The organism is Luteimonas yanweni (assembly GCF_039548475.1).
Lineage (GTDB): Bacteria > Pseudomonadota > Gammaproteobacteria > Xanthomonadales > Xanthomonadaceae > Luteimonas.
The window spans coordinates 126768-150482 of the sequence record NZ_JBCLVC010000014.1; the positions used below are offsets into that span (position 1 = coordinate 126768).

Consider the following 23715-nt stretch of genomic DNA (forward strand, 5'->3'; position numbering starts at 1 on the left):
GTTCGGGAGGGTTCACGGGAAGATCTCCATCAGCGGGCATTCGTAGCGGTGCTTGATGTCGGCCACCAGCGTGGCTTCGTCGGCAAGGTCCAGCACGTGCACCAGCAGGTAGCGGCGGTCGTGGGACAGCGCGGCGGTGACCGTGCCCGGGGTCAGGGTGATGCAGCACGCCAGCGCGGTAATGCCGTGGATGTTGCCGATGTCCAGCGGGTACCAGATGAAGCCGGAATGGATCCGCGACTCGCGGCCAAGCACCTGCCGCGCCACGCGCACGTTGCACATCAGGATGTCCCAGAGCAGCACGACGAGCAGCTTCGGCAGCGGGCGCAGGCTGCCGATGTTCGCGAATTCGCGATCGATCCGGGTGGCATACAGCGGGATCACCAGGCCCAGCGCCAGCGCGAGCGTGAGCTGCGCGGCGTTGACCTCTGACACCATCAGCAGCCAGAACACGGTGATGGACAGGGTGAGCGGCAGCGAGGGCAGCCAGCGGCGGGGGTTCATGGCAGCCTCCGCTGCGGCATGGCGGCGCGCACCTGGTCGACATAGGTGGCCGGGGCGAGCAGTTGTTCGGCGGTCGCGCGCGTGTAGGCCGTCACCGGGCCCGGAGCGACCGCCATTGCGACGCCGTAGGACAGCAGCAGCATGGTCGCGATGGTCTCGGGCAGCCGTAGCCGCCCGCGCCCCTCGCGGGGGGCGTCGCCGGCAGCCGACAGCTGGGCCGCGGCGGGCTTCCAGAAGATGCGCGTTCCGGCACGCGTCAGTCCAACGATCACCAGCATGCTGCTGCCCAGGATCGCCGGCCACGCCCACTGGATGTCGACCTCGGGCACCGCCTGCAACAGCAGGGTCTTGCCGATGAAGCCCGACAGCGGAGGCAGGCCCGCGACGGAGATCGCGCCGACCATGAACATGGCGCCCGCCATGATCCGCACGCCGGGCGCGGGGGCGAAGGCGCGCAGCGCGTCGCCGGCGTCGCCGCGCCCGCGGCGGACCAGGTCGGCGACCAGGAACAGCGCCGCGGCGACAAAGGTGCTGTGCACCAGGTAGTAGAGGCCGGCGCCTATGGTGCCGGCGGTGCGCAGGCCGAAGGCGATGAACAGCGTGGTTGCCGAAACCAGGACCACGTAGGCCACCAGCACCCGCAGGCGCGACGCGGCGAGGACGCCGAGCGTGGCCAGCGCCAGCCCGCCGACCGCCGCCGGCAGGATCCAGTCCCAGCCGTAGCCGGCCATCGGCCCCGCGTCCTCGCCCAGCATCAGTGAACCCACGCGCAGCACGGCGTAGATGCCGACCTTGGTCATGATCGCGAACAGCGCCGCGACCGCGGCCGGGGCACGGGTATAGGCCTCGGGCAGCCACAGGTACAACGGCATCAGCGCGGCCTTGGAGCAGAACACCACCAGCAGCAGGCCGATGGTGGCCTTGGCCAGCTTCAGGTCGCCGGGCGGAAGCGTGGCCACGCGCGCGGCGAGTTCGGCCATGTTGAGCGTGCCGAACACGCCGTAGACCAGGCCCAGCGCGATCAGGAACAGGGTCGAGGCGGCGATGTTGAACGCCACGTAGTGCATGCCCGCGCTCATGCGCACGCCGCGGCCACCGGACAGCAGCAGGCCGTAGGACGCGATCAGCATGACCTCGAAGAACACGAACAGGTTGAAGATGTCGCCGGTGAGGAAGGCGCCATTGATGCCCATCAGCTGCAGCTGGAACAGGGCGTGGAAGTGCGGCGCGCGCCGGTCCCAGCCCGAACAGGCGTGCAGCAGGCAGGCCGCGCCCAGCAGCGAGGTGGTGAGCACCATCAGCGCCGAGAGCCGGTCGACCATCAGTGCGATGCCGATGCGCGCCGGCCAGTCGCCAAGCAGGTAGACCAGCACCGAACCTTCGTGGGCGCGGGACACCAGCAGGATCGACGCCACCAGGGTGGCCAGCATGAAGGTCCACGCTACCGAGCGCTGCACGATGGTGCCCACGCGCCGGTGCTCGACGAACAGCGACAGCGCGCCACCCAGCAGCGGCAGCAGGATCGGGAGGACGGGCAGCTGGCTCATCCGCGGTTCCCCCGGTCGTCGCGCACATCGCCGGCATCGACATGGTCGCTGTCGTTGTCGGCGCGGCTGCGCATCGCCAGCACGATGAGGACCGCGGTCATCGCGAACGAAATCACGATCGCGGTCAGCACCAGCGCCTGCGGCAGCGGGTCGGTGTGGTTGGCCAGCGTCGCCTCCAGGCCCGGTTGCAGCACCGGCGGCTTGCCGATGGTGAGCCGGCCGCTGGAGAAGATCAGCAGGTTGGTGCCATAGGACAGCAGAGTGAGGCCCAGAATCACGTCGAAGCTGCGCGCGCGCAGGACCAGGTACACGCCGACGAACACCAGCACGGCGATACCGCTGGCAATGGCCAGTTCCATCAGAGGGCCTCCCCGGTGGTGGCGGAGCGGGTGGCCGGATCGATCGTGCCGCGATGGGCGATCATCTTCTTGGAGGACTCGACGGTGCCCATCATCGACAGGATCAGCATGGTGCTTCCGAATACGACCAGGTAGACGCCGAGGTCGAAGACCGCCGCGCTGGCCAGGGGGATCGTGCCCAGCAGCGGCAGCTCCAGGTCGTAGTGGCCGCTGGACAGGAAGGGCACGTCGAACAGCATCGCCGCCGCGCCGCCGAAGAGCGCGATCAGCAGGCCGAGGCCGATGGCACGGATGTAGTCGAAGCCGAAGCGCGACTCCACCGAGGCCGCGCCCTGGATCACGTACTGGATCAGCAGGGGCACCGCCAGCGTCAGGCCGGCGATGAAGCCGCCGCCGGGCGAGTTGTGGCCGCGCAGGAACAGGAAGATCGACACCACCAGCGTCAGCGGGAACATCATCTGTGCAAGGTCGGCGGGTACCGGCAGCTTGACCGGCGGCCCCGGCATCACCTTTTCCGGCGCCATGTGCGCGCGGCGCAGCATGGCGTGCACCACCAGGCCGGCGATGCCGAACACGGTGATCTCGCCCAGGGTGTCGAAGCCGCGGAAGTCCACCAGGATCACGTTGACGATGTTGCTGCCCCAGGCTTCGGGCAGGGCGCGGGCGGTGATCTCCGCGGCGACGCCGTTCGACGGTGGCCGGGTCATCATCGCCCAGGCCAGGCCGCCGGCGCCGGCACCGGCAACCAGCGCCACCGCGCCATCGCGCAGGCGGCGCGGCAGGGAGCGCAGTGGCGGCGAATCCTTGGGCAGGTAGTGCAGGCCCAGCAGCATCAGCGCCACCGTCACCAGCTCCACCAGCAGCTGGGTGAGCGCGAGGTCCGGCGCCGACAGCGCCACGAAGGTCATGCTTACCGCCAGGCCGCAGCCGCCCATCACCAGCACCGCCAACAGGCGGTGGCGGTACAGCGCCAGCGTGCCGAACGCGCAGCACACCAGCATCAGCCACAGCACCCAGGCCAGGCGCACCATTGGCTGGCCGGCGAACACCGTGGGCACGTCGGGGTCGCCCCAGGCGGCGATGAACGGCGCTGCGCCCGCGGCGATCGCCACCAGCACCAGCCACAGCAGGCTGCGCTGCATGCTGCCGTTGGCGATGGTGTGGGTGAATCGACGCCCGAGCCGGAACAGCGCCTCGATGTTGAGATGGAACAGCTTGCGCCCCTGCGACTGGCGCACGATCGCGTGCAGGTCGAGCACCCGGTTCAGGCCCAGGTACAGCAGCACGCCGCAGACCACGCCACCCAGGCTCATCAGCAGCGGCGTGTTGATGCCGTGCCAGACTGCCAGGCTGTATTCGGGCAGCGCGTCGCCAAGCACGCCGCGCGCCGCCGTCTGCAGGAAGGGGCCGATCGTCCACTGCGGCGCCATGCCCACCGCAACGCAGGCCACCACCAGGATCGCCACCGGCACCTGCATGAAGCGCGGCGGCTCGTGGACTTCGCCCTCGACCGCGCGCGGGCCGCGCCCGAGGAAGGTGTCATGGACGAAGCGCAGGCTGTACGCGACGCCGAAAGTCGCGAACAGGAAGGCGGCCGCGGTGATGAACCAGCGCATCTCCTCGTGGCCCTCGATTTCGAGCGCTTGGGCGAAGAACATTTCCTTGGACAGGAAACCGTTGAGCAGCGGGATGCCGGCCATCGCCAGCGAGGCGATGATCGCCAGTGCGCTGGTATAGGGCATGATCCGGCGCAGCCCGCCCAGGCGGCGCATGTCGCGGGTCCCGGTCTCGTGGTCGACGATGCCCGCGGCCATGAACAGCGAGGCCTTGAACGTGGCGTGGTTGAGGATGTGGAACATCGCCGCCACCACCGCCATCGGCGTGGACAGGCCGAGCAGCAGCGTGATCAGGCCGAGGTGCGAGATGGTCGAATACGCGAGCACGCCCTTCATGTCGTGCTGGAAGATCGCGTTCCAGGCGCCGATGAGCAAAGTCAGCCCGCCGACGATGCTGACCGTGTAGAAGAACAGGTCGGTGCCCGCCAGCGACGGGTGCAGCCGCGCCAGCAGGAACACGCCGGCCTTCACCATCGTCGCCGAGTGCAGGTAGGCCGAGACCGGCGTCGGCGCCGCCATCGCGTGCGGCAGCCAGAAGTGGAACGGGAACTGCGCGCTCTTGGTGAACACGCCGGCCAGCACCAGGCCCAGGATCCACGGGTACAGCGCGTGGGCGCGGATCGCGTCGCCCGCGGCCAGCACCGCATCGAGCTCGTAGCTGCCTACGACGCGGCCGATCAGCACCACGCCGCCGAGCAGCGCCAGGCCGCCAGCTGCGGTGATGGTCAGCGCCATGCGCGCGCCCTCGCGGGCGTCGTCGCGGTGGAACCAGAAGCCGATCAGCAGGAACGAACTGATCGAGGTGAGCTCCCAGAACACCACGGTCAGCAGCAGGTTGCCCGACAGCACCATGCCCAGCATCGAGCCCATGAACAGCAGCAGGAAGCAGAAGAAGCGCCGGGTCTTTTCCTGCGGACCAAGGTAGTAGTGCGCGTACAGCACCACCAGCGCGCCGATGCCAAGGACCATGGCCGAGAACATCCAGCCCAGGCCGTCCAGGCGCAGGCTGAAGGCGAGGCCGGCCTGCGGCAGCCACTCGTGCATGGCACGCGGGATGTCGCCGGCCATCACCCCCGGCGTCAGCCAGGCCAGCACCGCCAGCGCGAGCAGCGGGGCCAGGCCCGCCAGCCACGCGACCGCGCGGGCCGGTGCATCGCGCAGGATCGCGAGCACCAGCGCCAGCACGAAGGGCAGGGCCAGCATGAGTTCGAGCATCGGTGTCCTTGGTCTTGCATGGGGGAGACCGCGCTCCGCACGGTCGTCAGGGGATTCTAACAGCGCCGCATATCGCCCCCGGTCATCGCGTCGCCTATCCTGAGTCGATGCATGCCCATCACACGCACGCGGCCGCGCCGCCATGGACGCCCCGCGCATGAGCGCCGGGCGCGGGCGCGTGCTGCTGTTCGGCGGCAGCGGACAGGTCGGCGCCGCGGTGCTCGCGCGCCTGCTGGATGCGGGATGGGAGGTGGATGCGCTTTCCCGCAGCGGACGTGCACCGGCGCCCGGACTGCGTTGGCTGCCGGGGGGCTTCGATGCCATGCCGCTCTTGGCATCGGGCTACGACGTGATCCTGAGCTGCGGCCCGCTGGACCGGTTCGCGCGCTGGTATGCGGCGGGCAAGTTCGCGTCGCCGCGCGTGATCGCGTTCGGTTCGACCAGCCTTGCTGTGAAGCGTGCATCGATCGATGCCGCCGAGCGTGACCTGGCGACGCGCCTTGCCGTAGCCGAGGACGCGCTGTTCGCGGCGGCGGCGGCGCGCGATGGCGACGCCATCGTGCTGCGCCCGACCCTGGTCTATGGCGCGGGGCGCGACCAGACGCTGAGCCGCATCGCCGCGATGGCCGGGCGGCACGGACTGTTCGTGCTGCCACGCGGGGCGACGGGCCTGCGACAGCCGGTGCACGTCGACGATCTTGCCGCGACGGCAATGGCTGCGCTGGATGCGCGTGGCGCGGGTGGGCGTGGCTATGACCTTCCGGGTGGCGAAACCCTGGCCTATCGCGACATGGTGGCGCGCGTGCTGGCTGCGCTGCGGCCACCGGCGCGGCTGGTGGAGTTGCCGGCGCCGCTGTTCGCGGTGCTGGCCGCCGCGCTGCGCGCGGGTGGACGGCTGCAGGGCTTCGGGGGGCAGGCACAGGCGCGCCTGCGCGAAGATCTGGTGTTCGACATCGCTCCGGCCGCGGCCGCCCTGGACCATGCGCCGCGGCCGTTCCGGCCGGATGCGGCGATGCTCGGCGTGGAGTGATCCCGCCGCCGCGGCGGCCAGGCGCGGTGGCTCAGATCTCGCGCGCGGGCGGCAGCGGGCGGGACTTGGCCAGCGCGCGCAGCGCGATCGCCACCACCCCGCCCAGCACCAGCGCACCGCCGATCCACAGCTGTGGCCCTGGCCGGTCGCCCCAGACCAGGATGCCCAGCAGCACCGCAAGCAGCGGCGTCAGCATCAACCACGGCGTCAGCTGCGCCACGGGATGGCGCTGCAGCAGCAGGAAGTACACGCCGTGGCCCAAAAGCGAGGCCACCAGTGCCGAATAGGACACGCCGATCCAGGCCCGGGGGCTCGCCGCCGCCAGCGCGGGGATGCCGCCCGGTTCGAAGACCAGGCTGAGCGCAAGCAGCGGCAGCACGGCGATCAGCGCGCTCCAGCCCTGCTGGGTGGCCATGCCGATGCCGCCCAGGCGGCGCATCAGCACCGTGCCCAGCGCAAGGAACGCGGCGGAGACCAGCATGGCCAGGATCGCCACCGGCTTCTCGACGATCGACGGGTCGAAGCCGATCACCAGCACGCCGATGAAGCTGGCAGCGATCGCGGTGCCGGTGCGCCAGGCGAAGCGCTCGCCCAGTACCACCCAGGCCAGCAGCGCCGACATCGGCACGTAACTCTGCATCACGATCGCCACCGCGGACAGCTCGCCGGCCAGGCGCAGCGCCCAGAAACTGAGCCCGAAGTGGAACACGTTCATGCACAGCGCCACGGCGAGGAAGCGCGGCCATTGCTCGCGCCGCACCGGCTTCAGGAAGGGCAGCAGCACCAGGGCCACGATCGCCATCCGCAGCGCGGTGTACAGGAACGCCGGCATCTCCAGCAGCGCGTAGGCCGAGAACAGGAAATTGCCGGCCCAGGCCAGGCAGATGGCCAGGATCAGGAAGAGGTCACGTGGGGACATTGGCCATTGTCGCCCGTGCCGGTCCCGCGTGCCCGCCGATCCGGGTGACGGCCCTGGCACGCAGCGTTGTGCACTGCCGTGTGGGAGCCGCCATGGCGGCGATGCGTCGTCCTACCAGCGCCAGCCCAGCCGCCGGTACAGCTTCGACAGCACCCAGGCCGGCCCGATCAGCAGGTAGACCAGGTCGGTGAGGAAGCTCGGCTTGCGGCCTTCGATCCGGTGGCCGACGAACTGCGCGATCCAGGCCACCACGAACACCGCGATCGCGAGCGTCAGCAGCCCGCGCGTCCCGAACGCCCCGTGCAGCCACCAGGTGAGCGAGGCCATGGCCAGCAGCACCAGCGCCATGCCGACGCCCAGCGGCCGCGAGCTGCGCTGGTAGAACAGCCATGCCGCGAACATCGGCAGCACCGCCCAGATCCCCGGCTTGAACAGCGTGCCCGGCGCCGGGATGCACCACAGCAGCGCGATCACGCTCCACAGGATGGCCGGCACCGCGAAATAATGGATGGCCTGGTTGCTGCCGTTGCGGTGGTCGCCGGAGTAGCTGGCGAACCAGCGGTCGATCGGACGGTCTGTGTGGCCGTTGCCTGCCATGGTGGAACCCCCTGGACGCCTGTGCGCCGAGGATAGGGGAATCGGCCGGGGGGCGTCCGCGCGATCGGCACTCAGGACAGGCCGAGGCGGGCGCGCACCGCGGCGGCCACCCGCGCGGTTTCGCGCAGCGGCGGCGCGTCGAACGGCAAGGCCGTGGCGTCGAGCGGACGCACCCGGCCGCGCGCCAGCAGCTCGTCGACGAAGCGCCGGGGGCGGCCGCGCACGGCGTCCGGGCGGTGCACGAACACCGGTGCCGTGGTGGCGCAGGCTTCCGACAGCATGTTCACCGAGTCCGCGCTGCAGGCGATGCGGTCCGCCCAGCCCAGCATGCCGGCATAGGGGTTGGCGCCATCCGCCGCGTCGACCCAGGCCACGGTCGGCACCCGCTCCGGGCGGGCGCGCAGCGCACTGCGCACCTCCGGCGGCGTGCGCCGTGATGCGGTGACCATCAGGCTGCCGCGGGAGCGATCGGCCATGGCTTCGGCCGCGGCCATGAGGGCATCGAGATCGCCGGGGTCGAAGCCGGCGTGGGCGCTGGGACCGCCGATCAGCACCGCGATCCGCGGCGCCGGGAGCGCGGCGAGGACGGCGAAGGCATCGCGGCCGCGCGCAAGCCACGCATCGTCCACCGCATGCAGGCTGCCGAGCAGGGTCACGACGTTGTCGCCGCGCAGCCGGTCGTGCAGCGGCGCGACCACCACGTCCCAGTGCCGTGGCGGCAGGCGCGGGTCGAGGACCTGGACCACGCGCGAGCCGCGGGCGCGGAGGATGCGCGTGGCCAGCGCGGCCTGGCGCCCGCAGCCGACGGCCAGCGGCGGCGGTTCCGCCAACGCGCGTGCGAAGGCCTCTCCGAACGCACGCGCATCGCCGGGCAGCCGGCGCGGCGCCAGCCATCGCCAAGGCGCGCGTGGGTCGAGGACCAGTTCCGGCGGCGCGGGCGGCGGCACGTGCGCCTGGGCGGTGCCGGGCGTGGGATGCGCCGCCAACGCAAGCGCCGCGGCCAGGGCCTGTGCCTGGCGCGCATTCCCCGCGCGCCCGTCGCTCAGCGCGACCACGCTTCCAGGGTCGCCGTCGATCGTGCTCATGACCATGCGTTGCGGCCGTGGGACGGTGGAGTCATCGCCGAAACTCTACACTGCGGCCTCCACCTGCCGACCCCGAGGGATCCCGATGTCCGATGTGCTGCCCGATGCCACGCTTGCCCGCCTGTTCCGCGAGGCGCGCACCCACAACGCCATCGGCGGCGAAGTCGACGACGCCACCCTGCGCACGCTCTACGACCTGGTGAAATTCGGGCCCACCGAGGCCAACTCCTGCCCGGCGCGCTTCGTGTTCGTGCGCTCCCCCGAGGCCAAGGCGAAGCTGGCGCCGGCGCTGAGCGACGGCAACCGCGACAAGACCCTGGCCGCGCCGGTGACCGTGATCATCGGCCACGACCTGGCCTTCTACGACAAGCTGCCGGTGCTGTTCCCGCACACGGACGCGCGCTCCTGGTTCGCCGGCTCCGACGAGGCACGGCTGGAGCGCGTGGGGCTGCGCGGGTCGAGCATGCAGACGGCCTACCTGATCATGGCCGCCCGCGCGCTGGGCCTGGACTGCGGACCCATGACCGGCTTCGACAACGCCATGGTCGACGAAGCCTTCTTCAGTGGCACGGCGATCCGCTCCAACATCCTGGTCAACCTGGGCAAGGGCGACCCGGCGCAGCTCTTCCCGCGCTCGCCGCGGCTGCCGTTCGACGAGGCCGCGCGCATCGAATGAGCGACGACGCGACCACGCCCTCGCCGCGCCGTGCATCCGTGCGCGGGCGCTCCGACCGGGACGGCATCGTGGCGCTGGAGGCCTTCTCCCGCGGCGGGGTGATCGACCGCGACTGGATGGGCTGGGGCGTGCTTCGCGTGCTGTCGCGCCAGGACTGGGCGCCGGCTGCCCGCCGCGACGACGGCCGCGTCGCCAACATGGAGCGGCTGCTGGTGCTGCTGGACGGCGCCCTCGAGCTCGACTGCGGGCCACTGGGCGGTCATCGCCTCGAGCCCGGCGACCTGCTGTGGATCGGCTGCGGACACGGGCTGCCGTCGCGACTGCGCAACGCATCGGCCACCGCGCCGCTGCGCCTGGTCGAGTGCTGGCTGCAGCCCGGCCGCGTCAATGCCGCACCGGCGACCGGACTGCGCGCCGCGACGCCCGCCGATGCCGACGGCACCTGGACGACGCTGGCGGCCGATGACAGGCGCGCCGGCCCCGCGCTCCCCGGTGTATTGCCGTTGCGGCAGCACGCGCGGGTGATGTCGGCGCGGGTCGCCGCGGGCGCCACCGTCGAACTGCCGGCCTGCGACGGCGGCAGGCAGTGGCTCGAGGTGCTCGAAGGCGACGTTTCGGTATCCGACGGTGCCCGGGGTGCCCATGGCCAGCAGCTCGCTGCCGGTGACGGCATCGGCTGGGTCGCGGCGGCCACCGGCGCGCCGGCCACGCTGGCCGCCACCGGCACGGGACCGGCCTGGCTGCTGCTGTTCGTGCTCCCTGCCTGAGCCGGCGCCACGCGGGCGCAGGCGCGGTAAACTGTGCAGGTCCCCGCAGCTTCCGGTCACGTCACGATGTCCACCGCCACGCCGCAGCCCGTACAGGCCAATGCCGAAACGCAGTACGAGGTCCGGCGCGCCGACCTGCCGCTGAGCTGCCCGCTGCCGTCGATGGCGCTGTGGAATTCGCACCCGCGCGTGTACCTGCCGATCGAAGACGAAGGCGGGCAGTCCGACTGCCCCTATTGCGGCGCCCATTTCGTCCTGGTCGACTGAGCGCGGCGCGCCGCGCCGCCGGCGCATGCCCCGGCCACTGACCGTCCTGCAGCTGCTCCCGGCCCTGGAGTCGGGCGGCGTCGAACGTTCCACCCTCGAAGTGTCCGCGGCCCTGGCCGCGGCCGGCCACCGCGCGCTGGTCGCGTCGGCCGGCGGCCGGCTGCTGCCGGCGCTGCTGGAGTGCGGCGGGGAGCACGTGGCCCTCGACATCGGCCGCAAGTCGCTGGCCACCCTTGGCCTGGTGCGCCCCTTGCGGCGGCTCCTGGTGGCGCAGGGCGTCGACATCGTGCATGCGCGGTCGCGGCTGCCGGCCTGGATCGGCTGGCGCGCGCTGCAGGGCCTGCCCGCGGACTCGCGGCCGCGCTTCGTCACCACGGTCCACGGCCTCAACTCACCGTCGCGCTACAGCCAGGTCTTGGCCCGCGGCGAGCGCGTGGTCTGCGTCTCCGACAGCGTGCGCGAACACCTGCTGCGGCACTACCCCGGCACCGATCCCGGCCGGCTGCGGGTGATCCCTCGCGGGATCGACCCGGCGGCATTCCCGCGCGCGCCGCTGCCGGACCCGGCGGCACGTGCCACGGCGGCGGCCGCACACCCGTCGCTGGATAGCCACGGCCCCCTGCTGCTGATGCCAGGCCGCGGCACCCGCCTCAAGGGGCATGCCGATGCGCTCGAGCTGCTTGCCGGCCTGCGCGCCGGCGGACTGGACGCCAGGCTGTGGATGCCCGGCGCACGCGATCCCGCGCGCGCGGCCTACGTCGCCGAGCTTGAAGCGCAAGCGCGGGCCCTCGGCGTCGCCGGTGCCATTGCGATCACGCCACCGACCGCGGCGATCGCCGAAGCCTATGCCGCCTGCGACCTGGTGCTGCAGCTTTCGCGCAAGCCCGAGGCCTTTGGCCGCACGGTGATCGAAGCCCTGTCCGTGGGTCGGCCCGTGCTTGGCTGGGACCACGGCGGCGTCGGTGAACTGCTGCGCGAACTGCAGCCCGATGGCGCGGTAGGGGCCTTCGACGCGGCCGCGTTGATCGAAGGCGCACGCGCCATGCTTGCGCGCGACGCGCGGCTTCCAGCTACGATTCCATCGGCTCCCGCCAGGTATTCGCTCCGGTCCATGCAGGACGCCACGCTTTCGGTCTATGACGAACTCCGCTGACACCACGCCCGCCACGCCGCACGCGACCGCCGCCGGATGGCGCTGGGCGCCGCACTGGGTGCTGGCCTTCGTCGCGCTGTGGCCCGCGCCCGGCTATGCCGAAGCCGTCATGGTGCTGGGCGCGCTGGCGGTGATCGCCAAGCTCGCGGCCACGCGTTTCCGCGGCGGCGCGACGCTGCTCAGTGGCCCGGCCTGGGCCCTGACCAGCGTGCTGTTCTTCGCCTACTGGCTGCCGGAGCTGCTGTCGGCACCGGGTTCGGTCGACCCCGGGCGCGCGCTGCGCGAAGCGGCCGTCGACCTCCGCTACCTGCCTTTCCTGTGGCTGGTGGCGATCGCGGTCGCCGACGACCGTGGCCGGCGGCTGAGCTTCGGCGGGCTGGCGGTGATCGTGGCGCTGTGGACCGCGGACGCGCTGGCGGAGGTGGTGTTCGGCACCAGCCCGCTGTTCTGGGGCATCGACGCCGCCAAGCAGCTGATCAGCGGCCGCCCGATGTGCGGCCTGGACGAACTTGCGCGCGCCGACCGGCTGGGCGGCGTGCTCGGCCCCTGCAACCTCAAGCTCGGCCTGGTGCTGGCCAGCCTGTCGCCGTTCCTGCTGTATGCCGCGGGGCGGCGCTGGAAGACCGCCGGCTGGGTGGCCGCGGCGGCGGCGGTCGGCATCGTCATCGTGTTCGCAGGCTCGCGCGCCTCGTGGCTGACCTACGGCCTGGTGCTGCTGCTCTCCGGCTGGCGCCTGCTGGGCTGGAAGCGGCTGCTGCTGGTGTTCGCCGCCGGGGCCGCGGTGACGGTGGTCGTGGGCCTGGCGTCGCCGGAGGTGCGCCTGCGCCTGGAGCGGACATCACACGCCTTCCAGGCGGGCGAGAGCGGCGTCGACACCGCGCTGTCCGGGCGCACGCGGATCTGGGGCGCCGCACTGTGCATGGTGCGTGAGCACCCGTTGAACGGCGTCGGTGCCCGCGGCTTCCGCGAAGCGTTCCCGGCCTGCGACCCTGACGCCGGCACGACGGCCGCCTGGGGCGAAGGGCCGGCGCTGCACGCACACCAGGTCGTGCTCGAGATACTCAGCGAAACCGGCCTCATCGGCCTGCTGCTGTGGCTGGCGGGCGTGGCGCTGGCGGTACGCGCCTGGCGCTACGCGGGCATGGCGGCGCGCGAACGCGCACGGCCGGCGATGCTGGCGCTGCTGGTCACGGTATTCCCGCTCAACACCCACCTGGCGTTCTATTCGACCTTCTGGGGCGCGCTGACCCTGATGCTGGCCGCGCTGTATGCCGGCAGCCTGCTGGCGCGCGCCGGGACGGCTGCGGCCACACCGCCCACGGCCGGAACCTCCACGGCGCCACCAGCGGCTCAGTAGGCCGAGCTGCCGTCCGGCTGCCGCTTGAAGCGGCGGTGGATCCAGAGGTACTGCCCGGGCGCGGCGCGTGCCATGGTCTCGATCGCGGCCATCACTTCGGCCGTATCGGCGGTCGCATCGCGCGAGGGATAGCCCTCGCTGGCAGGGAACAGGCGCAGGGTATAGCCACCGTCATCGCGCCGGGCGTGCTGGAAGAACAGCACCGCCGCGCCCGACATGCGCGCCAGCTGGTGGGTCGAGGTCAGGCTGTGCGCCGGCTGGCCGAAGAAAGGCACGTACACGCTGTCGCCGCGGCTCGGGTCCTGGTCGGGCGCGTACCAGAGCAGGCCGCCGCGCTTGAGGTGGCGCACGCTTCCGCGCAGGTCCTGCTTGGGGAACATCGCCGCGGCGTAGCGCAGGCGGCCGCGGCGCACCGCCCACTCCATCGCCGGCTGCGCGTGCGGCCGGTACATGCCGGCCAGCGGCACGTGGTCGCACATCAGCCGGCCGCAGACCTCCAGCGTGGTGAAGTGGCCGCTGACCACGATCACCCCGCGGCCGCCGGCGCGCGCCGCCTCCATGTGCTCCAGGCCCTCGACCACGAGCCCGCGGCGCAGCGGCTCCACCGAGCCCCACCACGCGCGCGCGAATTCGAACAGGCCGATGCCGATGGCGGCGAAGTGCCGGCGCAGCAGCGCTTCGCGTGCGGCGGCGTCGAGTTCCGGGAAGCACAGTTCGAGGTTGCGCGCGGCCACGCGCCGCCGCGCGGGCAGGGCGCGGCGCAACAGGCCGCCAACGGCGCGGCCAAGTGCGCGCTGCAGGGGCCACGGCAACCGTGCCAGCAGCGCCATCGCGCCGATTCCCGTCCACGTGGGCCAGTGGCGTGGTCCCAGCGGTGGTTTGTCCTGGTGTGTGGCCATGCATTGATTCTAAGGGCTGCGCCTCGGCACGCGCCCGCGCGGGCAGCGGCTTCGCTATCCTTGGCGCATGGAGGCCGCCCCCCGGGATCGCGCTGTCGAACGCCTGCTGCGCGGCCTGTACTCGGCCGCGCTGTACCTGCTGGTGCCGGTCACGGTCTATCACCTGATCTGGCGTGGCTTCCGCCAGCCCGAGTACCTGGAGCGCTGGGGCGAGCGCTACGCCGCCTACCGCACGCCGCCGCTGGATGGATGCGTATGGGTGCACGCGGTCTCGGTGGGCGAGGTCACCGCCGCCGCGCCGCTGGTCAACGCCCTGCTCGAGCGCCGCCCCGACCTGCGCCTGCTGGTCACCACCATCACCCCGACCGGCTCGGCGCGCGTGCGCGCGCTGTGGGGCGATCGCGTCGAGCACGTCTACCTGCCCTACGATCTTTCCGGCGCGGTGCGCCGCTTCCTCGGGCATTTCCGGCCGCGGCTGGCGCTGGTGCTGGAAACCGAACTCTGGCCGAACCTGCTGTTCTGCTGCCGTGACCACGGCGTGCCCGCCTACCTGGTCAACGCGCGACTGTCGGAACGCTCGCTGCGCGGCTATCGCGCGCTGCGTCCGCTGATCGGTCGCGCCCTGCGCACGCTCGCCTGCGTGGCCGCGCAGTCGGATGCCGATGCTGCGCGCTTCGTGCGCCTGGGCGCGGAGCCGGCGTCGGTCTCGGTGCTCGGCAACCTGAAGTTCGACGTCAAGGTGGATGACGCCGCGCGCCGGGTCGCGGCCGCATTCGCCGAGCAGAGCGGCGGGCGCATGGCCTGGATCGCCGCCAGCACGCATCCCGAGGAAGAGGCCGCGGTGATCGCCATCCACCGCCGGCTGCGCGAGCGCTGGCCGGAGCTGGTGCTGCTGTGGGCGCCGCGCCATCCCGAACGCTTCCGCCCCGTGGCCCAGGCCTGCGTCGAGGCCGGATGGCGGGTGGCCACGCGCAAGCTCACGCAGTGGCCCGACCGCGACGACGAAGTCTTCGTGATCGATACCCTGGGCGAACTGGTGAATTTCTACGCCTGCGCGAAGGTGGCCTTCGTCGGCGGCAGCCTGCAGCCGGTGGGCGGGCACAACCTGCTGGAGCCCGCGGCGCTGGGCGTGGCCGTGGTCACAGGGCCGCACCTGCACAACTTCGCCGACATCGCGAGGCAGATGGACGCTGCCGGCGCGGTGCGCATCGGCGCGGACGCCGAGGCGGTGGGGGATGCGGTGGAAACGCTGCTGGCCGATGCGGATGCGCGCGCGTCGATGTCGGCGCAGGGGCTGCGCCTGGTGATGGAAGGCCGCGGCGCGCTGGCGCGGACCATCGCGATGGTCACGCCGGAACTGCCCCCGGCGTGACCGTCGTGGCCCGGCTCAGCCCTCGGCGCTGGTGTCCGGGGTGGCTGCGTCAACCGTGAGCAGGCGGTTGATTTCCTGCACGTTGCCGATGTCCAGCGTGCCGGCGGCCTGCGCCAGCAGCAGCCGGTTCTGCAGGTAGTTGTAGCGTGCCAGCGCGTACTGCTGCTCGGCGTTGAACAGGTTCTGCTGGTTGATCAGCACGTCGACCACGGTGCGGGTGCCGACTTCCAGGCCGACCTGGGAGGCTTCGTACGCGCTGCGCGCCGAGACCAGCGCCTGGCGGCGGGCCTCGATCTCGCTGACGCCGGCGACTACCGTCTGGTACGCGTTGCGGGTGTTGCGGTCGAGCGCGCGGCGGGCCTGCTCGAGCTGCTGCTCGGAGATGTCGCGGCGCGACAGTGCCTGGCGGACCTGCGACTGGGTCGCGCCGCCGGCGAAGATCGGCACGGTCAGGGTCAGGCCCACGCTGTGGCCTTCGCCGGTGGACGTGCCGGTACCGCCGCCGGTGCCGAGATCGCCCCAGGCCGCGCCGTTGTCATAGCCGGCGCCAAGGGTGAGTCGCGGCAGGTGGCCCGAACGGGCGGTGTTGACGCTATGTTCGGCGGCGCTGACGTTGTACTCGGCGGCGCGCAGCGAAGGGTTGTTCTCCAGCGCGCTCGCGAGCCAGCGGCCGAGCCCGTTGCCTTCCGGTGCTTCGGGCTGGAAGTCCTCCGGCAGCGCACGCAGGGTGCGCACCGGCCGGCCGGTGATCTCGGCCAGGCCCTGGTATGCGTCCTCCAGGGCGTTGCGCGCGAGGATGGTGTTGGCGCGCGCGGCGTCGTACTGGGCGCGCGCCTCGTGCACGTCGGTGATCGGCGCCAGGCCGACCTCCAGGCGCTTGTCGGCGAAGTCGAACTGCTTCTGCAGCGCGGCCTCGGCGGCCTCGGCGGCGGCCAGGGTCTCGATCGCCACCAGCACGTTGAAGTAGCTGGCCGAGGTGCGCGTGATCAGCTCGTCGTTGGCGGCTTCAAGGTCGAGCCCGGCGGCCGCGTCCAGGTCGCGTTGCGCGCGCAGGTTGGAGATCGCACCGAGATCGAACACGGTCTGGCTGAGGTCGACGCCGACGCTGCGGCGGCGCGCATCGCCGTCGACGCCGGCGGCGTAGCTGCGGCTGAGCGAGGCGCTGCCATTGATCTGCGGCAGCAGGCTGGCGCGCGCCTGGACGCGGCCTTCGCGGCTGATGTCGCGGTTGGCTTCGGAGATCGCCAGCTGCGGGTCGCTGCCACGCGCCAGCTCGTAGGTCTGCAGCAGGTCTTCGGCCGATGCCGCGGTGGGCAGCAGGGCGAGGAGGAGCGCGAGGGCGAGGGGGCGACGGATCATCAGGGGAGGTCCTTGGTCGGGCCGGCGGTCAGCCGGTGGTCAGAACGCGAATGCGGGCACCGGCGCGGCGCCGGCGAGATAGGCGAGGTCGGTTTCGAACAACGATTCGATGCGCTTGCCGTTGACGTCGGCGTGCACGAGCACCGCCTCCATGGCCGGCGCCTGGCCGCGCACGATGAACATGCGGCCGCCGGGGCGCAGCCAGCCGATGAAGCGCTCCGGCACGATGTCGGCCGCGGCGCTGACGCAGATCGCATCGAACTGGCGGCCCGGCTCCCAGGCGAAGGCATCTGCATGGACTACCGAGACGTTGCTCGCGCCCTGCGCCATCAGCGCGGCCTGCGCGCACTGGGCCAGGTCGGCGTGGCGTTCGATCGTGGTCACCGCGCGCGCAAGCCGGCCCAGGCAGGCCGCCATGAAGCCGCTGCCGGTGCCGATCTCGAGGACGTCCTCGGAACCTTCCAGCGCCAGCGCCTGCAGCGCGCGGCCTTCGACCACCGGCTTCATCATCGATTCGCCGTGGGCCAGCGGCAGGGCGATGTCGGCATAGGCCAACGCCCGGTGCGCGGCCGGCACGAAGGCGTGGCGCGGCAGGCGCAGCAGCACGTCCAGCACGCGGGGCTCGAGCACATCCCACGGACGGATCTGCTGCTCGACCATGGCTTCACGTGCTTTGGCGAAATCGAGGGTCATGGTCTGGGGCCTGGCGGGTCTGGGTGACCGGCCATTTTACGGTGTATTGGCTGGGGGTGCCGACAGCATCGCCGCGACGGGGTGCCGTACCTGAGTGCCGGAAGTCACCGGGCCGGTCGGCGGGGCGCTCACGGCCCCGGGCGAGGGGCGTAGGCGCGCAGGAAGAGGTCCACCGTGGCCTCCAGGTGCGCGTCGACGTCGAAACCGGGCATGTCGCCGCAGCCCATCATCAGCCGCGGGTGGAGCTCCCCGCGAAGCAGGGCGAAGAACTGGCTTGCCGCGCGCCCGGTGTCGGCCACGTCCAGCTCGCCGGTGGCGGTGCGTCGCGCAAGGAGTGCAGCGAATCCGGCCTGCAGATGGCCGGCGCCGGCGTCCCAGAACATCCGCGACAGCCGGGGATCCACCCGCGCCGACCCGCACACCAGGCGGAAGCCGGCGAGCGCTTCGGGCGAGATCATCAGCGCATGCACCGCGCGCGCGATGCCGATCAGGCGCGGCCGCAACGGCGTGCCCGGCGACGGCGTGAACAGCGACGGCGGCACCTGCTGCTCGCAGTAGTTCTCGACCGCGGCGGCGAACAGCGTGTCCTTGTCGCCGAAGTGACTGTAGACGGTGAGCTTCGACACGCCGGCCCCGGCCGCGATCTGGTCCATGCTCACGCCCTCGAAGCCGTGCTCCAGGAACATGCGCTGGGCCGCGTCGAGGATCGCGGCGCGCTTGGCGAGGTCCTTGGGGCGGCCCGGTGCGGGACGCGGCACCGCCGGATGGTCGCTGGGCGTGGGCATCGGCAAATACTAGACCGTGGAGTTTTGTAAATATAGCATTCGCCCCCTGAAGCCCGGGTCGCGGGCCGGTGACAGGAGCGACGCCATGGTTGGCATGCGCGGGATCCGATGGCTGGGTGGTGCCGCGGTTGGCCTGGCGCTGGCCGCGTGCGGCGGTTTGGAGCCGGAACAGCCGGCATCGCGTCCGGTGCTGGTGGACCGGCCGCAGGCGGCGGCCGGCGTCGGGCGCAGCTATTCCGGCGAGGTCCGCGCGCGCGAGGAAAGCCCGCTGGCCTTCCGCGTGGGCGGCAAGCTGCTCCGGCGCGAGGTCGATGTCGGGGACCGGGTGGCCCGTGGCGACCTGCTGGCGGTGATCGACGCCGGTGATTTCCAGGCCCAGGCCCGCGCCGCCGAAGCCCGGCTGTCCGCCGCCGAGGCCCAGCGCAAGCGCGCGGCCGCCGATCGCGCCCGCTACGCCACGCTTGCGGGGGAGCAGCTGGTCAGCCGTTCCGCGCTTGACGCCCAGGATGCCGCCTGGCGCGCGGCCGAAGGCGAGGCCCGGGCCGCGCGCGCCCAGGTCGAGGTCGCGCGCAACCAGGCCGGCTATGCGGAGCTGCGCGCGCCCGCCGACGGCGTCATCGCCAGCCGCCAGGCCGAGGCCGGGCAGGTGGTGGCGGCCGGGCAGGCGGTGTTCACCCTGGCCGGCGGCGACGGCCGCGAAGTCGCGATCGCGCTGCCGGAGTCCGCGGTGGGCAATTACGCCGTGGGCCAGCCGGTCGAGGTCGAGCTGTGGACCGCGCCCGGCGGGCGCCTGCGCGGGCATTTCCGCGAGATTTCCCCGGCGGCCGACGCCACCGCGCGCACCTACGCGGCCCGCGTGGCGCTGGACGGCGAGGGTGCCGCGCGCGTCGCACTGGGGCAGAGCGCGAAGGTGCACGTGGCCAGTGGCGGGTCTTCGCTTTCGGTGCCGCTGGCAGCGGTACAGCCCGGGGAAGGCGCCAGGACTGGTGACAGCAAGGCTGGCGACAGCGCGGCTGGCAGCAGCACGGCGTCGGTGTGGGTATTCAAGGACGGCCGCGTCCACGCCGTCGCCGTGGGGACTGGCGATTTCGGCGCCGCGCGGGTCCCGGTGACCACCGGCCTGGACGTGGATGACTGGGTGGTGGTCGCCGGCGGCCATCTGCTGCGCGATGGCCAGGAAGTCACCGCGGTCGATCTGCACAATCGTCCGGTCCAGGCGCATGCCCGGGCGGAGCCGTCGCAGTGACAGCCCGAGCCGCGGCGCGATGAGCGGCCCGCGCTTCAACCTGTCCACATGGGCGCTGCGCAACCGCGCGCTGGTTGTGTACGTGATGCTGGTCGCGGCCCTGGTGGGCGCGTGGTCGTACAAGCAGCTCGGGCAGTCGGAAGACCCGCCGTTCACCTTCAAGGCGATGGTGGTGCGCACCGTGTGGCCGGGCGCCACCGCCGACCAGGTCGCGCGCCAGGTCACCGACCGCGTCGAGCGCGCGCTGATGGAGACCGGGCGCTACGAGACGATCCGCTCGTACTCGCGGCCCGGCGAGTCGCAGGTCATCTTCATGGCCTCCGATTCGCTGCCGCAGCGCGACGTCCCCGGGCTCTGGTACCAGGTGCGCAAGAAGGTCGGCGACATCCGGCCGACGCTGCCGGCCGAAGTGATCGGCCCGTTCTTCAACGACGAATTCGGCGACACCTTCGGCAATATCTATGCGCTGACCGGCGAGGGCTTCGACTACGCCGTGCTCGAGGACTATGCCGAGCGCATAGAACTGGAACTCCAACGCCTGCCCGACGTCGGCAAGGTCGAGCTGATCGGCCTCCAGGACGAGAAGGTCTTCGTCGAGGCCAGCAACATGCGCCTGGCCACGCTGGGCGTGCCGATGGAGGCGCTTCAGCAGGCGCTGGCGCGGCAGAACGCGGTGGCACCGGCGGGCTTCGTCGAAACCGCGACCGACCGCGTGCAGCTGCGCGTGGACGGGGCCTTCCGTTCGGTGGACGAGATCCGCGCGCTGCCCGTGCGCGCCGGCGACCGCACGCTGCGCCTGGGCGACGTTGCCGAGGTCAGGCGCGGGTACGCCGACCCGGCGGCGCCGCGGATGCGCTTCATGGGCGAGGACGCGATCGGCATCGGCGTGGCCCTGCGCGACGGCGGCGACATCCTGGCCCTGGGCGACACGCTGGCCGCGGCGGCCGTGCGCCTGCGCGACACGCTGCCGCTCGGCATGGAGCTGCGCAAGGTGTCCGACCAGCCGGCGGCGGTGCGCGAATCGGTGGGCGAGTTCGTGAAGGTGCTGGCCGAGGCGGTGGTGATCGTGCTGCTGGTCTGCTTCTTCTCTCTGGGCTTGCGCACGGGCCTGGTGGTGGCCGTTTCGATACCACTGGTGCTGGCGATGACCTTCGCCCTGATGCACTGGTTCGGCATCGGCCTGCACAAGGTCTCGCTGGGCGCGCTGGTGCTTGCGCTCGGCCTGCTGGTGGACGACGCGATCATCGCGGTGGAGATGATGGCCATCCGCATGGAGCAGGGCGACGATCGGCTGACGGCCGCGGGCTACGCCTGGTCGCACACCGCGTTTCCGATGCTGACCGGCACGCTGGTGACGGCGGCCGGGTTCCTGCCGATCGCGACCGCGGCGTCGTCGGTGGGCGAGTACACGCGCTCGCTGTTCCAGGTGGTCGGCATCGCCCTGGTGGTGTCGTGGATCGCCGCGGTGCTGTTCATCCCGCTGCTGGGCGAGAAGATGCTGCCGGACTTCGCCAACCCGAAGCAGCCGAAGCCCGGTTCCCTGGCCGGACGCCATCGCGCCTGGCGCCTGCGACTGGTTGATCGCTGGCCGCAGTATGCGTTCGTGCTTGCCCCGCGGGAGCCGCACGCGCACGACCATGATCCCTACCAGCGTCCGTTCTACCGGCGCCTGCGGAGGATGCTCCACTGGTGCCTGGTGCACCGTTGGCTGGTGATCGCGACGACGGTGGCGCTGCTGCTGCTGTCGCTGCTCGGCTTCCGCTTCGTTCCCCAGCAGTTCTTCCCCGATTCGCAGCGCCTGGAGCTGATGGTCGACCTGGAGCTGGCCGAGGGCGCTTCGCTGCGCGCGACCGCCGACGCCGCCACGCGGCTCGAGGCGCTGCTTGCGGACCATCCCGGCATCGAGAACCACGTCGCCTACGTCGGCAGCGGTTCGCCGCGCTTCTACCTGCCGCTCGACCAGCAGCTGCCGCAGACCAATTTCGCCCAGTTCGTGGTCCTGGCGCGCGATGTCGAATCCCGCGAGACCCTGCGCGACTGGCTGATGGAGGAGGTCGCGCCGCTGTTCCCCGAGCTGCAGCTGCGCGTGACCCGGCTCGAGAACGGGCCGCCGGTGGGCTATCCGGTGCAGTTCCGGGTCTCGGGCGAGCACGCCGACCAGGCGCGCGAGATCGCGCACAGGGTCGCCGACGTCGCGCGCGCCAGCCCGCACGTGGCCAACGTCAACCTCGACTGGGACGAGCCGAGCAAGGTCGTGCGCCTGGTGATCGACCAGGAGCGCGCGCGCGTGCTGGGCGTCGACTCGCAGCAGCTGGCGCGGTTCCTCTCGGCCTCGCTGTCGGGCCAGGCGGTGGGCGTGTACCGCGAGGGCAACGAGCTGATCGAAGTGGTGATGCGCGGGCCCGTCGACGAGCGCATCGCGCTCGACCAGCTTGGCAGCCTCACCGTGCACGGCGCCGACGACAAGCCGATCCCGGTGTCGCAGGTGGCGCGGCTGGAGTACGCCTTCGAGGACGGCATCATCTGGCACCGCGACCGCCTGCCGACGGTGACCGTGCGTGCCGACGTGCGCGGCGACGCGATGCCGGCGACGGTGGTTGCCGAGCTCCTGCCCGGGCTGGAAGGCATCCGCGACGCGCTGCCGCCCGGCTACCTGCTGGAGACCGGCGGCACCATGGAGGATTCGGCGCGCGGCCAGGATTCGATCGCCGCGGGCATGCCACTGTTCCTGTTCGCGGTGGCGACGCTCCTGATGCTGCAGCTGCGCAGCTTCTCGCGCAGCGCAATGGTCTTCGCCACCGCGCCGCTGGGGCTGGTGGGCGCGGTGCTGTTCCTGCTGGTGTTCCGCGTGCCCTTCGGTTTCGTGGCGCTGCTGGGCACGATCGCGCTGGCCGGCATGGTGATGCGCAACTCGATCATCCTGGTCGACCAGATCCAGCAGGACATCGACGCCGGGCACGCGCGCTGGGACGCGGTGATCGATGCAACCGTGCGCCGCTTCCGCCCGATCGTGCTGACCGCTCTGGCCGCGATCCTGGCGATGGTGCCGCTGTCACGCAGCGTGTTCTTCGGGCCGATGGCGGTGGCGATCATGGGCGGGCTGACGGTGGCCACCCTGCTGACCCTGGTGTTCGTGCCCGCGCTGTATGCGGCCTGGTTCCGGGTGCGCCGCGACGAGCCCGCGCCGCAGCGATCATCGAACCCGTCGGCCTCGATCCACCCACCGCGGTAATCCCCCACGGGAGACGCGCTGTAGCCGCCCCTACAGGGTATGTGGCTGCGGGCGGGATCCCGGGTTGGAGTCGGGACGGGCGACAGGATGGTCCAGCAGCTCCGCGCGCGGCCCTGCCACGGGCGAAACATGCGCCTTTGCGGCGACGCCCGCGGTGGCGAAGCCTGCCACCATCCCGGGCGCCGCGGCCTCCGCCTGCGCCCGCGATGCGAACCACGCGAAGCACGAAGGACCGCCGCCGGAGATGCTGGCGCCCAGTGCGCCATGGTCGAGCGCGGCCTGCTTCACCGCGGCAAAGCCGGGGATCAGGGGCGCGCGCCGCGGCTCCACCAGCACGTCGCGCAGGCCGTCGCCGATCAGCACGGCGTCGGCGCGAGCCAGGCCGGTGAGGAACAGGGCGAGGTGCGTGGAGTGTTCGACCACCCGGGCCAGCGGACAGGGCTCGGCCAGGACCGCGCGCGCATGGCGGGTCTCAAGCACCAGGTCCGGCTGCACCACCACGCAGTGCAGCCAGTCCGGCACCTCCAGGCGAAGCAGCCGCGTGGGCGTGGCCAGCGCCACGCCGCCCACCAGCATCGGGCCGACGTTGTCGCCCTGCCGGCTGTGGGTCGAGGCCCACTCGCCTTCCAGCGCGTACGGGTAGAGCGCTTCGCGCGACAGTGGTTGCGCCAGCAGCGCGTTGGCCGCGACCAGGGCGGCCACGCAGGACGCCGCCGAGCCCCCCAGTCCCGAGCCCATGGGGATGCCCTTGTCGAGCTCGATTGCAAAGCCGTGGCCCAGCCCAAGCGCTTCGCGCAGCGTGATCAGCGCACGCCCGGCGGTATTGCGCGCAGCGTCCAGGGGAATGTCGCCGATGCCACGCACCGGTCCGCGCACCGCGTCCACCCGCACCACCGGCGCTTCGATGGCGCGCACGGTGGCGACGTCCCGCGGGCCGTCGATCACGTGCCCGAGCAGGTCGAAGCCGACACCGATGTTGCCGACGCTTGCGGGCGCGAATGCGCGGGCCTGGCGATGTGATGGGTCCATGGGCGGAT

21 protein-coding genes are annotated in these 23715 nt (G+C 72.0%); 9 read left to right on the forward strand and 12 right to left on the reverse strand.

The window, feature by feature from the left end; genetic code table 11:
- Window positions 1-12: 12 nt before the first annotated feature.
- Genes WCE39_RS10760 through WCE39_RS10775 form a run of 4 tightly spaced genes read right to left on the reverse strand, consistent with a single transcriptional unit; the run spans window position 13 to window position 5241 of the window.
- On the reverse strand, window positions 13-504 hold the full coding sequence (locus WCE39_RS10760) for a Na+/H+ antiporter subunit E (protein ID WP_343276682.1): 492 nt from the start codon (window positions 502-504) through the stop codon (window positions 13-15).
- Window positions 501-2051: a monovalent cation/H+ antiporter subunit D gene (locus tag WCE39_RS10765; RefSeq protein ID WP_343276683.1), complete on the reverse strand. Its 1551-nt coding sequence runs from the start codon at window positions 2049-2051 to the stop codon at window positions 501-503. The genes WCE39_RS10760 and WCE39_RS10765 overlap by 4 nt, the downstream gene beginning before the upstream one ends.
- Window positions 2048-2410: a Na+/H+ antiporter subunit C gene (locus WCE39_RS10770; RefSeq protein ID WP_343276684.1), complete on the reverse strand. Its 363-nt coding sequence runs from the start codon at window positions 2408-2410 to the stop codon at window positions 2048-2050. The genes WCE39_RS10765 and WCE39_RS10770 overlap by 4 nt, the downstream gene beginning before the upstream one ends.
- Window positions 2410-5241 carry a monovalent cation/H+ antiporter subunit A gene (locus WCE39_RS10775; RefSeq protein ID WP_343276685.1) on the reverse strand — a complete coding sequence of 944 codons (2832 nt, stop codon included), beginning with the start codon at window positions 5239-5241 and terminating at the stop codon, window positions 2410-2412. The genes WCE39_RS10770 and WCE39_RS10775 overlap by 1 nt, the downstream gene beginning before the upstream one ends.
- Before the next feature lie 157 nt (window positions 5242-5398).
- Between WCE39_RS10775 and WCE39_RS10780 the strand changes: the two genes are divergently transcribed.
- The gene (locus WCE39_RS10780; protein WP_343276686.1) at window positions 5399-6271 is read left to right on the forward strand and encodes an NAD-dependent epimerase/dehydratase family protein; all 873 of its coding nucleotides are present in this window, start codon (window positions 5399-5401) and stop codon (window positions 6269-6271) included.
- A gap of 31 nt (window positions 6272-6302) precedes the next feature.
- Here WCE39_RS10780 and WCE39_RS10785 read toward each other — a convergent pair whose 3' ends face one another.
- From WCE39_RS10785 to WCE39_RS10795, 3 genes are all read right to left on the reverse strand, one after another.
- On the reverse strand, window positions 6303-7190 hold the full coding sequence (locus tag WCE39_RS10785) for a DMT family transporter (protein WP_343276687.1): 888 nt from the start codon (window positions 7188-7190) through the stop codon (window positions 6303-6305).
- A gap of 111 nt (window positions 7191-7301) precedes the next feature.
- Window positions 7302-7787 (reverse strand): Mpo1 family 2-hydroxy fatty acid dioxygenase, encoded by a 486-nt coding sequence (locus WCE39_RS10790; RefSeq protein ID WP_343276688.1) that lies wholly within the window; start codon window positions 7785-7787, stop codon window positions 7302-7304.
- 71 nt (window positions 7788-7858) lie between these two features.
- Complete coding sequence (locus WCE39_RS10795; protein WP_343276689.1) at window positions 7859-8872, reverse strand: mitochondrial fission ELM1 family protein; 1014 nt, start codon at window positions 8870-8872, stop codon at window positions 7859-7861.
- An 85-nt stretch (window positions 8873-8957) separates the two neighbouring features.
- On the opposite strand from WCE39_RS10795, the gene WCE39_RS10800 reads away from it, so the two are divergent.
- From WCE39_RS10800 to WCE39_RS10820, 5 genes are all read left to right on the forward strand, one after another.
- The gene (locus tag WCE39_RS10800) at window positions 8958-9548 is read left to right on the forward strand and encodes a malonic semialdehyde reductase (protein ID WP_343276690.1); all 591 of its coding nucleotides are present in this window, start codon (window positions 8958-8960) and stop codon (window positions 9546-9548) included.
- Window positions 9545-10315 (forward strand): pirin family protein, encoded by a 771-nt coding sequence (locus WCE39_RS10805; RefSeq protein WP_343276691.1) that lies wholly within the window; start codon window positions 9545-9547, stop codon window positions 10313-10315. Before WCE39_RS10800 ends, WCE39_RS10805 begins: the two co-directional genes overlap by 4 nt.
- A 66-nt stretch (window positions 10316-10381) precedes the next feature.
- Complete coding sequence (locus WCE39_RS10810; protein ID WP_343276692.1) at window positions 10382-10582, forward strand: zinc-finger domain-containing protein; 201 nt, start codon at window positions 10382-10384, stop codon at window positions 10580-10582.
- A gap of 25 nt (window positions 10583-10607) precedes the next feature.
- A complete protein-coding gene (locus tag WCE39_RS10815) occupies window positions 10608-11735 on the forward strand; it encodes a glycosyltransferase (RefSeq protein ID WP_343276693.1) in 1128 nt (375 codons plus the stop codon).
- Complete coding sequence (locus WCE39_RS10820; RefSeq protein WP_343276694.1) at window positions 11719-13092, forward strand: O-antigen ligase family protein; 1374 nt, start codon at window positions 11719-11721, stop codon at window positions 13090-13092. Before WCE39_RS10815 ends, WCE39_RS10820 begins: the two co-directional genes overlap by 17 nt.
- Here WCE39_RS10820 and lpxL read toward each other — a convergent pair.
- The gene (lpxL, locus tag WCE39_RS10825) at window positions 13086-13991 is read right to left on the reverse strand and encodes an LpxL/LpxP family Kdo(2)-lipid IV(A) lauroyl/palmitoleoyl acyltransferase (protein WP_343276695.1); all 906 of its coding nucleotides are present in this window, start codon (window positions 13989-13991) and stop codon (window positions 13086-13088) included. The two genes, WCE39_RS10820 and lpxL, sit on opposite strands and share 7 nt — an antisense overlap.
- Before the next feature lie 67 nt (window positions 13992-14058).
- On the opposite strand from lpxL, the gene waaA reads away from it, so the two are divergent.
- Window positions 14059-15363 carry a lipid IV(A) 3-deoxy-D-manno-octulosonic acid transferase gene (gene waaA / locus WCE39_RS10830; protein WP_343276696.1) on the forward strand — a complete coding sequence of 435 codons (1305 nt, stop codon included), beginning with the start codon at window positions 14059-14061 and terminating at the stop codon, window positions 15361-15363.
- Between the two features lie 15 nt (window positions 15364-15378).
- On the opposite strand, the gene WCE39_RS10835 is transcribed toward waaA, so the two are convergent.
- The 3 genes from WCE39_RS10835 to WCE39_RS10845 form a co-directional block, all read right to left on the reverse strand.
- Window positions 15379-16722, reverse strand: a complete 1344-nt coding sequence (locus WCE39_RS10835; protein ID WP_343276697.1) for a TolC family outer membrane protein — start codon at window positions 16720-16722, stop codon at window positions 15379-15381.
- A 39-nt stretch (window positions 16723-16761) separates the two neighbouring features.
- Window positions 16762-17415, reverse strand: a complete 654-nt coding sequence (locus WCE39_RS10840) for a protein-L-isoaspartate O-methyltransferase family protein (protein ID WP_343276698.1) — start codon at window positions 17413-17415, stop codon at window positions 16762-16764.
- Window positions 17416-17543: 128 nt separating this feature from the next.
- Window positions 17544-18200 (reverse strand): TetR/AcrR family transcriptional regulator, encoded by a 657-nt coding sequence (locus tag WCE39_RS10845; protein ID WP_343276699.1) that lies wholly within the window; start codon window positions 18198-18200, stop codon window positions 17544-17546.
- A gap of 94 nt (window positions 18201-18294) precedes the next feature.
- On the opposite strand from WCE39_RS10845, the gene WCE39_RS10850 reads away from it, so the two are divergent.
- The gene (locus tag WCE39_RS10850) at window positions 18295-19446 is read left to right on the forward strand and encodes an efflux RND transporter periplasmic adaptor subunit (RefSeq protein ID WP_343276974.1); all 1152 of its coding nucleotides are present in this window, start codon (window positions 18295-18297) and stop codon (window positions 19444-19446) included.
- Window positions 19447-19465: 19 nt separating this feature from the next.
- Entirely contained in the window at window positions 19466-22678 is a 3213-nt protein-coding gene (locus tag WCE39_RS10855; RefSeq protein WP_343276700.1) for an efflux RND transporter permease subunit, read from the forward strand.
- A 30-nt stretch (window positions 22679-22708) separates the two neighbouring features.
- Here the strand turns inward: WCE39_RS10855 and WCE39_RS10860 are convergent, their stop codons facing one another.
- The gene (locus WCE39_RS10860; RefSeq protein ID WP_343276701.1) at window positions 22709-23707 is read right to left on the reverse strand and encodes a homoserine kinase; all 999 of its coding nucleotides are present in this window, start codon (window positions 23705-23707) and stop codon (window positions 22709-22711) included.
- Window positions 23708-23715: the final 8 nt, after the last annotated feature.

What these genes read in the sequence shown, in the direction of transcription:
- WCE39_RS10760 (WP_343276682.1), bottom strand. Translation starts at nt 504, where the DNA reads ATGAACCCCCGCCGCTGGCTGCCCTCGCTGCCGCTCACCCTGTCCATC.
- WCE39_RS10765 (WP_343276683.1), bottom strand. Translation starts at nt 2,051, where the DNA reads ATGAGCCAGCTGCCCGTCCTCCCGATCCTGCTGCCGCTGCTGGGTGGC.
- WCE39_RS10770 (WP_343276684.1), bottom strand. Translation starts at nt 2,410, where the DNA reads ATGGAACTGGCCATTGCCAGCGGTATCGCCGTGCTGGTGTTCGTCGGC.
- WCE39_RS10775 (WP_343276685.1), bottom strand. Translation starts at nt 5,241, where the DNA reads ATGCTCGAACTCATGCTGGCCCTGCCCTTCGTGCTGGCGCTGGTGCTC.
- WCE39_RS10780 (WP_343276686.1), top strand. Translation starts at nt 5,399, where the DNA reads ATGAGCGCCGGGCGCGGGCGCGTGCTGCTGTTCGGCGGCAGCGGACAG.
- WCE39_RS10785 (WP_343276687.1), bottom strand. Translation starts at nt 7,190, where the DNA reads ATGTCCCCACGTGACCTCTTCCTGATCCTGGCCATCTGCCTGGCCTGG.
- WCE39_RS10790 (WP_343276688.1), bottom strand. Translation starts at nt 7,787, where the DNA reads ATGGCAGGCAACGGCCACACAGACCGTCCGATCGACCGCTGGTTCGCC.
- WCE39_RS10795 (WP_343276689.1), bottom strand. Translation starts at nt 8,872, where the DNA reads ATGAGCACGATCGACGGCGACCCTGGAAGCGTGGTCGCGCTGAGCGAC.
- WCE39_RS10800 (WP_343276690.1), top strand. Translation starts at nt 8,958, where the DNA reads ATGTCCGATGTGCTGCCCGATGCCACGCTTGCCCGCCTGTTCCGCGAG.
- WCE39_RS10805 (WP_343276691.1), top strand. Translation starts at nt 9,545, where the DNA reads ATGAGCGACGACGCGACCACGCCCTCGCCGCGCCGTGCATCCGTGCGC.
- WCE39_RS10810 (WP_343276692.1), top strand. Translation starts at nt 10,382, where the DNA reads ATGTCCACCGCCACGCCGCAGCCCGTACAGGCCAATGCCGAAACGCAG.
- WCE39_RS10815 (WP_343276693.1), top strand. Translation starts at nt 10,608, where the DNA reads ATGCCCCGGCCACTGACCGTCCTGCAGCTGCTCCCGGCCCTGGAGTCG.
- WCE39_RS10820 (WP_343276694.1), top strand. Translation starts at nt 11,719, where the DNA reads ATGACGAACTCCGCTGACACCACGCCCGCCACGCCGCACGCGACCGCC.
- lpxL (WP_343276695.1), bottom strand. Translation starts at nt 13,991, where the DNA reads ATGGCCACACACCAGGACAAACCACCGCTGGGACCACGCCACTGGCCC.
- waaA (WP_343276696.1), top strand. Translation starts at nt 14,059, where the DNA reads ATGGAGGCCGCCCCCCGGGATCGCGCTGTCGAACGCCTGCTGCGCGGC.
- WCE39_RS10835 (WP_343276697.1), bottom strand. Translation starts at nt 16,722, where the DNA reads ATGATCCGTCGCCCCCTCGCCCTCGCGCTCCTCCTCGCCCTGCTGCCC.
- WCE39_RS10840 (WP_343276698.1), bottom strand. Translation starts at nt 17,415, where the DNA reads ATGACCCTCGATTTCGCCAAAGCACGTGAAGCCATGGTCGAGCAGCAG.
- WCE39_RS10845 (WP_343276699.1), bottom strand. Translation starts at nt 18,200, where the DNA reads ATGCCCACGCCCAGCGACCATCCGGCGGTGCCGCGTCCCGCACCGGGC.
- WCE39_RS10850 (WP_343276974.1), top strand. Translation starts at nt 18,295, where the DNA reads ATGCGCGGGATCCGATGGCTGGGTGGTGCCGCGGTTGGCCTGGCGCTG.
- WCE39_RS10855 (WP_343276700.1), top strand. Translation starts at nt 19,466, where the DNA reads ATGAGCGGCCCGCGCTTCAACCTGTCCACATGGGCGCTGCGCAACCGC.
- WCE39_RS10860 (WP_343276701.1), bottom strand. Translation starts at nt 23,707, where the DNA reads ATGGACCCATCACATCGCCAGGCCCGCGCATTCGCGCCCGCAAGCGTC.